9 protein-coding genes and 1 pseudogene are annotated in these 16,565 nt (G+C 36.7%); 2 read left to right on the plus strand and 8 right to left on the minus strand.

Annotated elements, in window-relative coordinates; translation table 11 throughout:
• The first annotated feature begins 26 nt into the window (after positions 1-26).
• Positions 27-608 carry a CDP-diacylglycerol--glycerol-3-phosphate 3-phosphatidyltransferase gene (pgsA, locus tag ACFINO_RS01475; protein WP_273723320.1) on the plus strand — a complete coding sequence of 194 codons (582 nt, stop codon included), beginning with the start codon at positions 27-29 and terminating at the stop codon, positions 606-608.
• A 335-nt stretch (positions 609-943) separates the two neighbouring features.
• Here pgsA and ndk read toward each other — a convergent pair whose 3' ends face one another.
• From ndk to bafA (ACFINO_RS01500), 5 genes and pseudogenes are all read right to left on the minus strand, one after another.
• Positions 944-1,366, minus strand: a complete 423-nt coding sequence (gene ndk, locus ACFINO_RS01480; protein ID WP_375633115.1) for a nucleoside-diphosphate kinase — start codon at positions 1,364-1,366, stop codon at positions 944-946.
• Positions 1,367-1,634: 268 nt separating this feature from the next.
• A complete protein-coding gene (gene bafA / locus ACFINO_RS01485) occupies positions 1,635-4,196 on the minus strand; it encodes a BafA family autotransporter (protein ID WP_375654921.1) in 2,562 nt (853 codons plus the stop codon).
• A gap of 269 nt (positions 4,197-4,465) precedes the next feature.
• Positions 4,466-4,716, minus strand: a pseudogene (locus ACFINO_RS01490) (integrase arm-type DNA-binding domain-containing protein); the annotation flags it as partial.
• Positions 4,717-5,030: 314 nt separating this feature from the next.
• Positions 5,031-7,595, minus strand: a complete 2,565-nt coding sequence (gene bafA / locus ACFINO_RS01495; RefSeq protein ID WP_375634103.1) for a BafA family autotransporter — start codon at positions 7,593-7,595, stop codon at positions 5,031-5,033.
• A gap of 360 nt (positions 7,596-7,955) precedes the next feature.
• Entirely contained in the window at positions 7,956-13,436 is a 5,481-nt protein-coding gene (bafA, locus tag ACFINO_RS01500; RefSeq protein ID WP_375654923.1) for a BafA family autotransporter, read from the minus strand.
• A 573-nt stretch (positions 13,437-14,009) separates the two neighbouring features.
• Between bafA (ACFINO_RS01500) and ACFINO_RS01505 the strand changes: the two genes are divergently transcribed.
• Complete coding sequence (locus tag ACFINO_RS01505) at positions 14,010-15,299, plus strand: MFS transporter (protein WP_375617669.1); 1,290 nt, start codon at positions 14,010-14,012, stop codon at positions 15,297-15,299.
• On the opposite strand, the gene ACFINO_RS01510 is transcribed toward ACFINO_RS01505, so the two are convergent.
• The 3 genes from ACFINO_RS01510 to ACFINO_RS01520 are packed head-to-tail and all read right to left on the minus strand — an operon-like array spanning position 15,296 to position 16,174.
• Complete coding sequence (locus ACFINO_RS01510; protein WP_375617714.1) at positions 15,296-15,559, minus strand: hypothetical protein; 264 nt, start codon at positions 15,557-15,559, stop codon at positions 15,296-15,298. The two genes, ACFINO_RS01505 and ACFINO_RS01510, sit on opposite strands and share 4 nt — an antisense overlap.
• Positions 15,549-15,728 (minus strand): hypothetical protein, encoded by a 180-nt coding sequence (locus ACFINO_RS01515; protein ID WP_375617668.1) that lies wholly within the window; start codon positions 15,726-15,728, stop codon positions 15,549-15,551. The genes ACFINO_RS01510 and ACFINO_RS01515 overlap by 11 nt, the downstream gene beginning before the upstream one ends.
• A complete protein-coding gene (locus ACFINO_RS01520; RefSeq protein WP_375617667.1) occupies positions 15,728-16,174 on the minus strand; it encodes a DNA polymerase III subunit chi in 447 nt (148 codons plus the stop codon). The genes ACFINO_RS01515 and ACFINO_RS01520 overlap by 1 nt, the downstream gene beginning before the upstream one ends.
• Positions 16,175-16,565: the final 391 nt, after the last annotated feature.

Genomic DNA, 16,565 nt, shown 5'->3' on the forward strand with positions numbered 1-16,565 from the left:
CTTTCACAAGAATTAAAAATGGCTCCATGAAAAATCATACTTTTTCTTTTCCAAATATTTTAACTTATGCACGAATTGTTGCAGTCCCAATGGTTGTTGCATGCTTTTTTTTAGAAGGGCGACTACAATCAAGTGATATCACTCGCTGGATTGCTGTTTCCATTTTTATCGTTGCATCCATTACTGACTTTCTTGACGGTTACCTTGCTCGTATTTGGGAACAAACATCCAATATTGGTCGCATGTTAGATCCAATCGCCGATAAACTTCTCGTCTCTGCTTGTCTGCTCTTGCTTGCCGCAGACAGTACCATCGCTGGGTGGACACTATGGGCAGCTATTATCATTCTTTGCAGAGAAATTCTTGTATCAGGATTACGTGAATATTTGGCTGAGTTAAAAGTTAGTGTTCCTGTCTCTCGTCTTGCAAAATGGAAAACTTTTGTACAGATGATCGCTATTGTATTTCTTTTAGCTGGACCAGCCGGTAATAAAATTTTCCCTTACACAGTAGAGTTTGGCATTACTATGCTGTGGATTTCTGCCCTCCTTACATTGTGGACAGGGTGGGATTATTTTCGTGCAGGTTTAAAACACGTTATCCTATGAATAGTATGGAATTTTATAATGATGATTTATCTTTTTGTACTTAAATAAGAGATGAGAATAGCATAAGATTGATTTATTTTAAATCTATTAATGATAAATCAATAAAACACTTTTTTGCACATTACAAGTAAGGGTAGCGTGTAGATAAAAACTCTTCAGAAAACAATAAATAGGCTTTATATTTTCGTAAAAGCAGCTGCAATATTAAAAGCTAAAAAAAACGATTAATGCTCCATATGCTTTCAAAAAAATCTATAATCTCATAAGCAAAAAACCGAAATATAGTGTTTCGGATTTTTGCTTCTTATATACGCTTTATTATTATAAACGCTTTATTAACCAACAATTTCTACCTCAGAAAACCAAAAGGCGATTTCTGTTTTTGCCGTTTCAGCACTATCGGATCCATGGACAGAATTTTCGCCAATCGATAAAGCATGAACCTTACGAATTGTCCCTTCTTCTGCATCACTAGGATTCGTAGCCCCCATTACTTCACGGTTTTTAGCTATTGCATTTTCACCTTCCAAAACTTGTACAACGGTTGGACCAGAAGACATGAATTCAACCAATTCACTAAAAAAAGGACGTTCTTTATGAACAGCATAAAATTTTTCAGCCTCACGTCTGCTCATCCAGACACGTTTAGACGCAATAACACGTAGCTCCGCATCCTCAAGCATTTTAGTAATTGCGCCAGTCAAATTACGACGGGTTGCGTCTGGTTTAATCATCGAAAAAGTACGCTCTAAAGCCATTTAACCACCTTTATTTCATTTATAATATTCTCTAGCCATTTCTATAGCGAGCAAGGAGCCCTTTGCCAAGTGACTCTGCAAAAATCTACACAAATTCTCAAAAACATAGAATAAATTATAAAGAAAACTTTAATACAAATACCTGCAATTGCTTATCCCATCATAAAGATGCGCTACCGAATCTCAATAAATATTGAATCTTCTTTCATAATCTTAAATGCTTCCTATCAAAATTATCATTGAAATCAATCAAAAAATAACCATATAATTAGAAACTATAGCGTACACCTAAAATACCCTGAAGGGACTGTTTTGTTTTACGCCCTTTAATATAATGTGCCTCACCATATAACTTTAACTTCTCACTCACTAAACTGCTTAAACCTATTCCTAATTTACCTGCATTCCCCGATAAGTCAGTGGTAAATGGATGGCGTTGATTAATCAAGGTATGATTGTCATCTTTATTCTCACGCAACCATGCTGCTGTAATATACGCAAGCGATGAGGAATCTATGCGAGAACCAAATTCATATCCTAAAGATAAGCCAACCTCACTGCGTAATGAAGTGAATGGACGCATGTCACCTGTCATGCCATTCGATAACTTGATTTCTTTACCCTCAACTTGTAACCATGTAAATTGTCCATAAGGCTGTAACCAACTGTTCTTTGACGTCTTAAGTCGATAACCAGCTTCAAAGGAAGTTCCCAATGCCCTTTGAGTATATGTTCCTTCAATCTCTAAACCATTCGTTGAAACGGCTTTTAGAGTATTTTGATAATGATTGTATTTTAAAATACCATCGAGATACCATCCACTATGATCCAAATAAGTGACATAAGCGCCAATACCATAAGTATTGATTCCACTGTTACCCCCCCGTGCATGCGCAACACGGGCACGATCATAACTGCCAAAACCACCTATATAAAACTCTCCATTTTCCCACTCGCTTAAACCATTGATCCCCAAAACGATACCGGTCTGATCCAGTTTAAAATCTATATGCTCTGTAACAACACTCTCTTTAGATTTAATCGCATAGCTCCATAAAGCCGTATTCTTTTTACTTTTATCTAGAATTCCTCTTCCCGCACGTACGGTTTGCATTTCATTGTGAAAAACCATCGCTGGCACCACAGACATAGACAATACCGCATCTGTAGAGGGAGTGGTCAAAAAGTGAGAAACTGAAAGATTCTCACTCAATTGTGGAAAAGGGTGTTCTTTATGAACTGGACGCACAATCATTTGATCGGCTAAAGATTGAGAAGAGGTTGAAACAGCAGTTTGTTGTTTTTCATCAGAAAGAGGATGAAGACCTGATGGAGGTAACGCTACAAGAGTCTGATTTTCTTGAGAGGGAGATACAGAAACACTAGAGACATTCTGTGCCCCTCTTAAATGACGTGGAGGTCGTGGTTTAGCTGGTTGCTTTATAGTAGGTTTACGAGAGCCTGTATTTTTTCCTCTAGAAGAAGCACCTTGATCAGATAATGCAAGAGGAATCTTCGTTTTCTTGTTTACACACTGTGTTTCAGTATTCGAACGTGTCGTACCTTCAGAGGCTGAACTTAAATACCAAATTGTAGAATAACCACTAGCATCAGCACATCTTTCTCTCTTTCGTAAAACATACTGATAGGCTCCACCATCAACAGCTGTAATGTCCTTACCCGAAAGATCTTCCAGAGTAAAATTAGCGCCTCCAACTTTATCAGTAACTAAATTAATCCCTGTGACCAAACTATTCTGTTGTGAGAGAGGACCTGTAATTTCACGACCAGAATCTGCAACGCTTATTTTGTGATTACCTGAACCTTCATCAATCGACAAGTAATCACTTGAATTCCCCGTAGCATTAATATTGAATCGAAAATGTAAATCCCCTGAAAGTTTCTTAACATGAAGTGAAATATGTCGTGGATCATACGGTATAGAAGTAAAAATAACAGTCCCTCCGTGCCCCCCTAAATCTTCAATTTCAATCTGAGGTTTTTCTCCCATATTCCGTTCACCAACCTCAAATATTATTTCATCCACTCTGTCCTTCATAGGAATTTTTTTCTTAGTCGTATGATTTGTCCTATCACCAGCGAATAAATAAAGTTCTCCGTGATCATTGATCCTTACTTCTCCAAGGACATCTTGTATACCAACATGGAACCACGATTTAGCAAAGTTGTTAATAGTCAGACCATCCACAAACCCTTCAGGATATACAACTTGAATAGCATGATCTTTCAAATTAGTAGCATAAGATTCTCCTAACGCTAAAACGTGTTGTCTCCCATTCCCAGAAACCTGAGCATACATTGATTTCCCTCCCTCTTTTCTTTGTCCTGCATAAAGATTTTGTTCTCCGTTATCTCCCACTTTCGTATACCAAACCCACGCTCCATCATACACATTCTGCTGTCCAACTGTTCCACCATCCCCAGTAACTGTGGAATTATATGCACTACTTTTTCTCTCCACGCTTGTAAGATCAATATATGGCTCTTCATGAATAAACTGCTGACCTCCCAAAATTTTGGCGTTCATTGCAATTCCTGCTCGTGTAACTATTTGTATCCCTCCTTTTTTAATAGTAGAACCTACAGAAGTTTCTCCATTTTCAACAAGCTCTATATCACCATATTCAATCGTAATATTATTTTTGAAAAAACTAGCAATCTGTTCTAATTTTTTTTCTTCCTCTTCTCTATTTACCACATGTGTTGCTCTTGTTAGCACTCTATTCCTACTCTCAACTACACTTGCAGATTGCACAAGACAACTACTGATCATCAATACTGAAAAACTTAATTTGTATTTATACCGCATTATCCACACTCCACTCTCAATTATTTAGAAAAATACCCCGCGGCTACATAGGTAGCTCGTTTTAGATTGTATCATAATGTGTTTTATTTATGTCTAAATACAATTTTTTAGTGTATTTTTTTAATTTAAACAACTTTAAGTTGTTTGTCTGTAAACCACTAAAAAGCTCTAACTTAAGGCAGAAAAATTGAATAAAATTCAAAGTGTTTACTTAAATTCAAGGAATAATTTGCATATCTGGAATTATAGATGAAAAAAATTCTCGTGCCCTTTAATGGCGCCCCCCCTTCACGTAAAACAAAACGCCATTGGGTTGTACATTCACGCACTTGTTTTAAAGAGACATCTTTCAATGCACTCAAGCCCATTTCGCGACGTCATCCATGAATAATGGTATACCGGTAAAGCCATTGCCCCCCCAATCTTTACGCTTATGAAGAAGTAGGCCGGTATCATCATACACTTTGCCATCCCAATGTTGTGACAGCCCTTGACACTAGAGACAATTCATCAGAGACATTTTTACTTCTTTTTTGTATAGTTTTTATACACACCTTCATCCCGCTTGCGATGTGCCAAGCGAATAATTTTGATTGATTCAACATAAACAGATTTGGAATGAGAGAATCCTATGATTTTCGCGACTCTCATTCAACATGCATAGAAATGAATTATTATTATAAATTCAGTATGTTGCCTTTAAAAGAGAGAGTATAAAGACATTTCTACTATTTGAGAAAGTCCTTACACTCTCGAGAAGACATAGCCGAACGTTATCTGTTTAAGTTTGCAAAACAATTACATTTGTAAAGTTAATCAGCCATGCACATATATTTAGAAACTATAGCGTAATCCTAAAATACCTTGAAGAGCATTCTTAATCTTATGTCCTTTTAGATAATGTGCTTCCGCATAAAGTGTTAGTTTATCATTGACCGAACCGTTTAAACCAATTCCCAATTTACCCGCACTGCCTGACAAATCTGTAATAAATTTATACTGGTTATTAATTGTCGTATAATTATTATTTATATTCTCACGCAACCAAGCTGCCATAATGTAAGCTGTTAATGAAGTTTCTGAACTCACAAAAAATTCATGTCCTGCAGTCAATCCAACTTCACTGCGGAATGAAGTTAATGGGCTTAGATCACCTATCATTCCATTGGAAAGTTTTATTCTTTTACCTTCAACCTGCAAACCTGTTAGCTTGATATAAGGCTGCATCCAAGTATTCTGTGCCGGTTCAAAATAACAACCAATCTCAAATGATCCACCTATCGCCCACTGATTGTAATGACTTTGAATGGCTAAACCATTCGTTGATATGGCTTTCAAATTATTTCGGTAATAATTATATTTCAAAACACCATCCATATACCATCCGCGATGATCAAAATAAGTTGCGTAAGTTCCAATGCTATAAGAGCTCAGATCACTATTACCACCTCGTGCATGAGAAATACGTGCTTGATCATAACTACCGAAACCACCAACATACAACTCTCCATGCCTTAATTCACTCAACTGATCAGCACCAAAGACTAAACCTGTCTGCCCAAGCTTAAAGTGTGTATGGCCTGTCGCAACACGTTCTCTGCTCTTAATCCCATAAGTCCATAGTTCGATATCTTTCTTATTTCTGTCCCAAATTTTTCTACCATTCCGTATAATTTGCAACTCATTATTAAAAATAAGTCCAGGAACTACGGACAACGTTAATACTGCATCTGTAGAGGGTGTCGTTGTTGTTTCACCAGGAACAAAAGGATTTTCCGGATCTGGAATAGAGGTTTCTGGTCCACTGAGGCGATCTGCAGATAAAAACCAAACTTTTCCATTTTCATCCTTTCTTTCTTTCAAATCATACATATAAGTTCCACCATCAATGGCGTTAATTTTGTCACCCTTAAGATCTGTCAGTGTAAAATGTGCTCCACCACTTTGATCCATAATTAAATCACGCTTATTTGAAAAAGGATCCGTGATTTCAACTCCAGAATCAGCAACACTTATCGTATGATTCCCAGCACCTTTCTCAACCAAGAGATAATCACCACGGTTATGGGCAATCGTAGTATTGAACGCGAAATGTAAATTTCCTGAAAGATTATTCACATGAAGCTGAGAATAATATGGATCAGAACCTGTAAACGAAAAAATAACACTCCCTTCACCACTTAATTTTTGTATCAAAGAACTTTTTCCATCAAACTCATCAGTAATAGAGTACAGTTTTGTATCTTTTCCATTTAAAATAATATCTTCTACTATGGTATGATGTTGATCATTCCCAGCATAAAGATGGATCTGCCCAGAATGATTTAACTGTGTCTTTCCTTCTAATGTTGCCCCAGCATGCACCCATGATTTTGTTTGATCATTCATTGTTAGATTTTTTACAGATCCATCAGTATATATTTCCTGAATAGCACTCTCATTTAAAATAACTCCAATAGCCTGACCGCCTTTTAAGATACGTTGTTTACCACCGCCAAAAACTTCTGTGTCAAATGCAAAACCACCATTTTTTGCACTTTGAGACTTTTGTCCAACCTCTTGGACACCCCCTTGCATAACTTTCGTATTCCAAACTTTTCCGCCATCATATACTTTTTGTTGGCCTAGTGTTTCATCTTGACCATAAATGATAGTATGAGAAGCACTACTCCCTTTAACCTCTCCTCCAACATCCCCCTCCCCGAAAACAAGTTGCTCACCACCATAAATTTTAGTCCCCTCTACTTTTCCTCCATTTCCAACACTTTGTTGTCCACCTTCTTTAACGACTGCATTTTTCGAAAAGCCTTGTTTTCCCTTTAAAGCCTCAACATTTTCAATTCCGCCATGTTCAATTTTACTATCCTCACTGAGTCCTCCTGCATACACATAAAGCTCTGCACCATTCCTTACTGTGTTATTAATGGATCGCCCTGGGCTATCAATCTCACCATCATTTGAAATGTATGCTTTACCTTCATTATCAAGGATATAATTTTCTAACAGTGCCCCATCTTTAATGGAAATAAGTTCAGGTTTTTTAAGAATTTTAGTATTGTGTTCTTGTACATTATTTTCAACATTTTCACGATGACTGCTGTCAAGCTCCTGTTGACTCACAAACACTCTAGCGCCCTTATCCTCAGTAAAATCGCTAGGCTTTTTTAAAAAGTCTAATTCATTACGCGCCCTTATAATAACATCATTAGATGCTCCAAGTATGCATCTTCCCGTTTTCATATCCTCATTGTATTGATCCTGAAATATTTTGCCATTTTCATAACTTGAAGATTGACAAAAAAGCGGTATCCCCCTCTCATTTGCAGCAGCAGCCTGCACAAAACAGCTGCTCAACATGAGTATCCAACAATGTCGTTTCCATTTATATTGTAGAGCCATATCCTCCCCCCTTTCACGCCTGCATAGACACTGAACGTAATTAGCTTTACAAAACATATTTTCAACCTTAGATTGCAATAATCCTTCTTAAAAATCCCCCTTATCTCATAAAAAACCGTTCTTTATAGTTTTTAAATACTTTTTTGATCAAGAATATAAGGGCGTTTTTATAGTGCTTCTTTAGCATTTCCTTAGAATTTTCTTATCAAAAAAAAGTAATGCATAATCAAGTATATAAGGGAATACAGTTTATCATGAACAACGAAGCTGCGTGCTCTGAAAAATTGTTCTCTGATGCTGCATTAAAAACTTAAAAAAACTAATCATACATTTAAAGATAACTAAAAAATAACCATATAATTAGAAACTATAGCGTACACCTAAAATACCCTGAAGGGACTGTTTTGTTTTACGCCCTTTAATATAATGTGCCTCACCATATAACTTTAACTTCTCACTCACTAAACTGCTTAAACCTATTCCTAATTTACCTGCATTCCCCGATAAGTCAGTGGTAAATGGATGGCGTTGATTAATCAAGGTATGATTGTCATCTTTATTCTCACGCAACCATGCTGCTGTAATATACGCAAGCGATGAGGAATCTATGCGAGAACCAAATTCATATCCTAAAGATAAGCCAACCTCACTGCGTAATGAAGTGAATGGACGCATGTCACCTGTCATGCCATTCGATAACTTGATTTCTTTACCCTCAACTTGTAACCATGTAAATTGTCCATAAGGCTGTAACCAACTGTTCTTTGACGTCTTAAGTCGATAACCAGCTTCAAAGGAAGTTCCCAATGCCCTTTGAGTATATGTTCCTTCAATCTCTAAACCATTCGTTGAAACGGCTTTTAGAGTATTTTGATAATGATTGTATTTTAAAATACCATCGAGATACCATCCACTATGATCCAAATAAGTGACATAAGCGCCAATACCATAAGTATTGATTCCACTGTTACCCCCCCGTGCATGCGCAACACGGGCACGATCATAACTGCCAAAACCACCTATATAAAACTCTCCATTTTCCCACTCGCTTAAACCATTGATCCCCAAAACGATACCGGTCTGATCCAGTTTAAAATCTATATGCTCTGTAACAACACTCTCTTTAGATTTAATCGCATAGCTCCATAAAGCCGTATTCTTTTTACTTTTATCTAGAATTCCTCTTCCCGCACGTACGGTTTGCATTTCATTGTGAAAAACCATCGCTGGCACCACAGACATAGACAATACCGCATCTGTAGAGGGAGTGGTCAAAAAGTGAGAAACTGAAAGATTCTCACTCAATTGTGGAAAAGGGTGTTCTTTATGAACTGGACGCACAATCATTTGATCGGCTAAAGATTGAGAAGAGGTTGAAACAGCAGTTTGTTGTTTTTCATCAGAAAGAGGATGAGAACTTCCTGAACCTAAGACTTCAGTAACGTGACTTCTAAGAGAGGAAATAGTTGGAGATACAGAAGCCTGAGATTTTTGCCTTAAGTTTTGGCGGTTTTTTCTTCGACGTGGGAATTTAATAGCATGCTCTTGTGGTGCTGTAATCGTTGAAAGAGAAGAAACTGATTGATTTTGATTTAAATGCCGCATAGATCTGCTTCTGCGTGGCGCACTATCCATGTAAACTGCAGTCAAATACCAAATTTTTCCCTCTTCATTCTCAATATTTTTGTGTTTTAAGCCATAAGTATAAGTTCCTCCATCAACCATTACAGTTTTTGCGCCAGAAAAACTTTGTAGAGTAAAAGATGCGCTACCACTTTGATCAAAAATTAAATCAAGTCCTGCTGAAGAAGGATCAACAACTTCAATACCAGAATCTACGGCACTTATTGTGTGAAAACCACTCCCATTCTCAATAAAGAGGTAATCACCTTTTCCTTCTGCAAGGCTGACATTAAAATCGAAGTGTAGACTCCCTGCTAGATTATTAATATAAAGCTGAGAGTAATATAAATCATCTTCAGAAGAGGTGAAAATGACTTTTCCTACACCGCTTAACTGCTGAATGCGTGTACTTTTGTCGTCAACCCCACGAGCAACGGAGTATAATTGAGCGTCTTCTCCATTTAATTCAATGTTTTCTACTATAGTTTGTTGACCATCACCTCCAGCATCAAGATAGATCCCACCAAAATCTTGAACTTTTATTTCTCCTCCTAATATTGCACTAGGAGAAATCCATGAATTGGCATTACCTTCAATCGTTAGATTCTTCACAATTCCACCCGCATAGACTTCTTGAACACCACCAGTGCGTAAAATTACTCTATTCGCTTCACCCCCTGCTAATACCCGCTGTACACCACCCGCGAAAACCTCAGTATTCACAGCTAAACCACCACTCTTTTGTATAAAATCATCATCATCTGCGAACCACTTAGCAAGAGTTTGTATTCCTCCACTCATCACTTTTGTTCCCACAGCCATCCCATCATCATATACATTCTGCTGTCCTGGCGTATCACCTTGATCATAAAGTGTCGTGTTATAAGCGCTGCTCCCCACAATTCCACCATTTACATAACCATCTCCGAAAACAAGCTGCTCCCCACCATAAATTTCAGCTCTCAATGCGGTTCCTCCTCCCTCCACTCTTTGTTTTCCACCCTCGTAAATAATCGTAAATTCTGAAATCCCTTGTTCCCCTACAATCTCAACACCACCATTTTCAATTGTCGTATTCTTACTGAAACCACCAGTCTCAACATAAAGTCTTCCTGATCCCTGAATTGTATTGTTAATGGACTTCTTAAGAACACCTCGCTCTCCATCATCAGAGATATAAACTACGTTATCATCACCGAGCAAAGAGCTTTGTAGAATTCCTCCTCCTTCGCCAATACTGTAATCAATTACATCAGAGATACTAAAATCTTTTGACGATGTCATATTTTCTTCTTTTTCAGGAAGCTTATCTATAGGTGACTCCGCATAAGGTGAAGAGATTACAGGAGCAAAAGTTGTTTGTGACGTAGCCAAATACCAAGTCTTTGCCCCATTATCATCTTTTGTCTTTAAGCCATACATGTAGACTCCATTATCAATCGTACTCGTCTCTTCTCCAGAAAAATCTGTCAGAGTAAAATGCGCATTTCCGCTTTGATCATGAATTAAATCAAGTTCCAAAACTAAATTCTGATCTTGTAGAGGAGAATTGGTAATTTCAACACCAGAATCGATAACGCTTATGGTGTGATGACCTGCTCCTCTTTTTATGAGAAGATAATCACCGCGCTGTTCTACAAAATTAGTATTAAACCTAAAATGTAAATTACCTGAAAGATTACCGACCTCAAGTTTAGAATAATGTGGATTAAACACGGTAGAAGTAAAAATAACGCGCCCATTCCCGCTTAAATCCTCAATCAAAGAGCTTTCACCGTCCATCTTGGAAGCAATAGAGTATAATGTGGTATCTTTGTCATTTAAAACAATTTTTTCTACTTCAGTACGAGATCGCTCAGTACCAGCATAAAGATAAATCCGTCCAGAATCATGAATCATAGTGCTTCCTTCTAATGTTGCACCAAAATGTAACCACGATTGTGCTTGATCCTTAATTATTAAATCTTTTACATAGCCTCCTAAATCTATTGCTTGGAAAGCATTCCCTTGTAAGAGAACACCAATCGCGATTCCTCCCGCTAAAACGTGTTGCTCTCCACCAGAAAAGACCTTCGTATCAAATGCAAAACTGCTATAATGGTCTAGATCTTCTTCCACAAAAAGATTTTGTACCCCTCCTTCCATGATCTTTGTGCTAAAAACCTCTCCATCATCATACACATTCTGGTATCCTAACACTCCATTTTTACCAGAAACGATAGTGTCATAGGCACTGCTTCTTACCATCTCACCTTTGATATCAGACTTTCCTGAAACAAACTGCTCACCACCGTAAATTTTAACCCCTTCAGCTTTTCCCCCATCTTCAACCTTTTGTTTTCCCCCTTTCTTAACTGTACTATCCTGTGAAAGACCCTGTGTTCTAACAAGCTCAGTGCCGCCTCTTTGAATTGTTGTATACAAGCTAAAACCACCGTGATAAACGGAGATCTTTCCACTGTCTTTAACTGTATTACTAATCGAAGTTTCTCCAGTGCTTTCAACTTTCTCACTGTTACTATCAAAGCTAGGATCAGCAATCGTAACAATCATTCCCTTTTCAATTGTGCGTTCTGTGAGATCATTCGATAATGAAGCTATAGCAGATGGTTGCAAGCTAAAATCAGAAAATAAAGAGGTATTTGTCTCATCAAGAGCATAATTCGCATCTAAATACCAAATTTTACCATTGCTCTCATTTTTTCTCTGTTTCAAACTGTACATGTAAGTTCCGGCATCAATAGCTTTGATTTTTTCACCAAAAGTGTTTGTCAGAGTAAAATGAGCGTTTCCACTATGATCAGAAATTAATGTAAACCTTTTGTGGGAAGGGATTGTGATCTCACCCCCAGAATCAGTAATACTTACTGTATGATAACCTGAACCACTTTCTTTAATGACAAGATAATCACTAAGGTGCTTGGCAAAATTGACATTAAAATTGAAATGTAAAGAACCTGAAAGATCATCAATATTAAGCTGAGAATAATGCTTATTAGTCCCTAAAGACGTAAAAATAACTCTGCCACTTCCCGTTAAATTCTGGACATTAACCTGAGGTTTTTTGCTGTTATCTTCAGACGCAATAATGTATAGTTTGGTATCTTCTCCATTTAAATTAAGATTGTCTACTTCCGTAACAGCTTCACCATTTCCAGCATAAAGATAGAGGTTGCCAAAATTATTAACATTTGTATTTTCACCTAATATCGCACCAGCAAAAACCCATGATTTTGCTTGATGATTAATTGTTAGATTATCCACGTATCCAGAATCATATATCTTCTGAGTAGCTCTATCGTATAAAGTAACTTCGCTCGCATTCCCTCCTGCTAAGATATTCTGCGCACCATTTTTAAAAAGTTCTGTACTCAGTGCAAAAGCCCCTTCATTTATTGTAAAATCCTCACCCTCTATATCAGTATCTTCTGCAAAGCCGTTATTAGAATTCTCTTTACCATCAAGATTCTGGACACCTCCTTTCATAACCTTTGTGTCAACAGCCATCCCACCACTATAGACACTTTGTAGTCCTAGCATTCCATTTTCAGCATAAATTTCGGTGTTATAAGCACTACTTGCCTTATCTTTTCGCGATAAACCAGATCCAAGGCTTCCCTTACCAAAAATAATCTGCTCGCCACCATGGATTTGAGCCCCTTCTGCATTTGCACCACTCTCAACAATTTGTTTACCACCTTTTTTTACAGTGGCATATTCCGAACTGCTCAAGTTTTGTACAACCTCAATCCCACCACTCTCAATTATCGTATCCCTGCTAACACTTGCTGCATCAATGTAGAGTTTTCCACCTTCTTGAACCGTATTATTGATGGAATAGCCTGCATCTTCATATTTAAAGCTATTTATTTCAGAATTTTCAGAGTCACGATTAGTAATATAGATAGTAGCACCATCACTTATTATTGAATTTGTGAGTACTTCAAAGAATAGGTTTTCTAATCTCTTCCTTTCCTCTTCTGAAGGATTACTTCCTTCTACTATCTGTTTATTCTCTATCCTTTTTGATCCCTCATTTTTTTCTTTTAATCCCCTCACTTCCGATAACAATTTTTTTGTCTCTTCTAGGTGTTCACTGATACTTACTGGTGTTAATAACTTTTCTTTTGGTGCTGCTACTCCATCTGCACTCGCAATCTTGACAAAAAAACCACTGGTTATTAATGCACAAAAACTTAATTTCAATTTGCGTTGCATTATTCACACTCCATAATTTTAAATTTAAATTCTCCCATTTAGAAAAAAGTGCATAGACCAAAACAACTCAATGCAATTGCTCAACCTCATGTTTTTTTAAGATAACAAAGCATTCGATGGATTAAACTCTGACAGATCAAATATACATCATGTGTTTTAAAATGTATGCACAACTAAAAGATTTAATTTGTTTTAGATACACTTTAAAAGTGTTATAATTGCATCCATGAAAAATATTTTTAATATTTTAAGACACTAAACACCGATCTACGAAGAAGATTGATTCCTTAATAGATAAAAATAGCATTAAACTTTAAAAGAAACAGCAATGTGAATGAGAGCTGCGTTTATGGCCACCTATTGCCATCTTCTACAGCATTTAAAGCAGTGTCTTTATTTTATTCAATATGGATAATATGTAGACCACTTATTCATACTCATCAGTCCATAATCATTGTTCTAATATATAACGAAGTGTCATAATATTGACTCGACACTGATTTGAAATTTCTATAGTTATAGTCAGTTAACTCGTCATTTGATTTGTCATATACTGAAAGGGACATTCTATTCATGTCTATAAACTCAGAAATGAAAGCTACAAGCAACAGAAATTCCCCTCGTCGCATTTTGTTTGCAAGCCTTATTGGCCCAACAATTGAATTCTTTGATTTCTATGTCTTTGCCACTGCCGCAGCTCTCATATTTCCTCATGTGTTTTTTCCAACACAAAATGATCAGATTGCCATTTTACAATCTTTCCTGATCTTTGGAGCGGCCTTTTTTGCTCGGCCCTTTGGATCAATTGTTTTTGGACATTTTGGAGATAAAATTGGAAGAAAAGCAACACTTATTGCTTCTCTTCTCACAATGGGTCTTTCAACAGTCATTATTGGTTTTCTTCCTACTTATGAAACCGCTGGATGGTTTGCCCCTTTCCTCTTGACCTTGTGCCGTATTGGACAGGGAATGGGATTAGGAGGAGAATGGGGAGGAGCTGTTTTGCTCGCAACAGAAAATGCCCCTCCAGAAAAGCGCGGCTGGTACGCGATGTTCCCCCAATTGGGTGTTCCAATCGGTTTATTTTTATCTATTGCCGTTTATTTAGGTCTGTTGCATTTCCTTGATCATGAAGAACTTTTAGCTTGGGGATGGCGCATTCCTTTTATTGCTTCAGTTGTTTTTATGATTATAGGATTATGGGTCCGTCTTTCAATCAATGAAACTGTTCAATTCAAAAAAACTCTTGAAAGTAAAGAACGTGTCAAAGTTCCTATCATCGATGTCTTTTTAAAATGTCCACGAATCCTATTTCTTGGAATATTTTCTGGTATGGCAACATTTGTTTTGTTTTACTTGGTCACTGCATATTTGTTAAGCTACTCAACAAACCATCTGCAATTGCCATTTTATCAAGCTCTTCAAGTCGAAATTGTTGGTGCTATTTTCTGTGGAATTTTTACTGTCATCACTGGAAAACTCGCTGATCGTATTAGACGTCGAACTTTGATGATTTGGGTTACAATCATCACCGGTATCTATTCTTTTGCAATTCCTTATTTCTTAAATTCTGGAGTTATAGGAGTCCTTGCAATGTCTGTTATCGGTTTGTCTATCATGGGGATGATATACAGTCCTCTTGGTGCTGTTTTGGCTTCACCATACCCAACAGCAATTCGATATACTGGTTCTTCTATTACTTTCAACTTATCGGGTATCGTAGGAGCCTCTCTTGCGCCTTATATTGCAGAATATCTGGTACAACATTTTGATACATCTTATATCGGCTATTATTTGCTTCTTGCTTCTTTTATTTCACTGATTTGCTTCGTTGGATTTACAGATAATGAAATATCCAACTAAAATATAATAAAGAAGAATAAAATAAGTACTGGCAGCAAAAATGCTGCCAGTTTCATTTTTAAAGACAGGGGTTGAGGTATTTTCCACCACAATGTTCCCGCGAACAAGGCACTCAAAAAGAAAAATAAAAAATCTGCAATATTGCTTATATAAAAAACAGCAAACATTTCTGATAAGATATGCGTTGTCCCCAACCATGAAACGCAAAAGAAGGCCAACATCACAGCCCATAAAACAAGCAAAATTCGATCAATAATCATCATTATGGCGTTTCATTTTTTTAATTATAGTCCATATATTTAACATGCCTAAAAGAAAAATCACAATAAAAACCCAACGCCCTCCCCCTGAGCCTTCCGTAATAAAAAGTGCAGGATTTACTATTCCCAGTAATCCTATAAAAATCAGAACAATAGATACGAGACGCATTAAACCTGTTTTTCCCAGCGATGATCTTCAGTCTGTTGCCAATACGTTAAATTATGATTTTCCATTTTATATTTTTTCCACTGTGCACGAACGAGATTCAACTGCTCTTCACTTCTACCATCAAATATCACAACAAGCCGTTGATAAGCATCAATATCCGAACAAACAGCTCCCTCTATGAGAAAACGAATCTTTGAATCATTCGGATTTTCTTGTCCTGTCGTAAGAAATACAGGCTGAAAGTTTGGATATTGATCACACTCCGTTCCATGTCCAATAAATGATTCATCAGTATAAACCCATAAATGTATATCTATAGAATCGCGTTGTTCTTTACTCACACACTGTATTGTTACTGTACCAAAACGAGCCAATGCACGCTCCACAAGCGTCGGCAAAATATCCTTCAGCGTTGACTGCGTCAAATGATAGAATAAAATATCCAATCTCTTAAGCCTTCATCATTCTTTATAAAAAAGCTAACATCTTTTAAAAAAACTTCTATATCCCTAATACAAAGGAAACGGTTCAAGATATAAACCCTCTTTTTTGATTGAGATGCATCATCTTTTTGCACGTATCTTTAAAAGACAATAATTTTTATTTTCAACGTTAATAAAAAGTTTTTTAAATTATTTTCTAGATTCTTCTAGTTTCTTTGTAGACTATAGTTGAAAATAAAATATAATGTACGGAAAATTTAAAGAGGACCTCATAGGCAATTTTATATTATTTATTTGGTAAAAATATCCAATTCATGAAAGGATGTTTTTTCAAACTTTATTACATTTTAACCGAAAGCAGTAAGAATATTTGCTATCGAATTAAAAACTGAGG

The sequence above is a fragment of the Bartonella sp. AA83SXKL genome (assembly GCF_042196965.1).
GTDB lineage: Bacteria > Pseudomonadota > Alphaproteobacteria > Rhizobiales > Rhizobiaceae > Bartonella.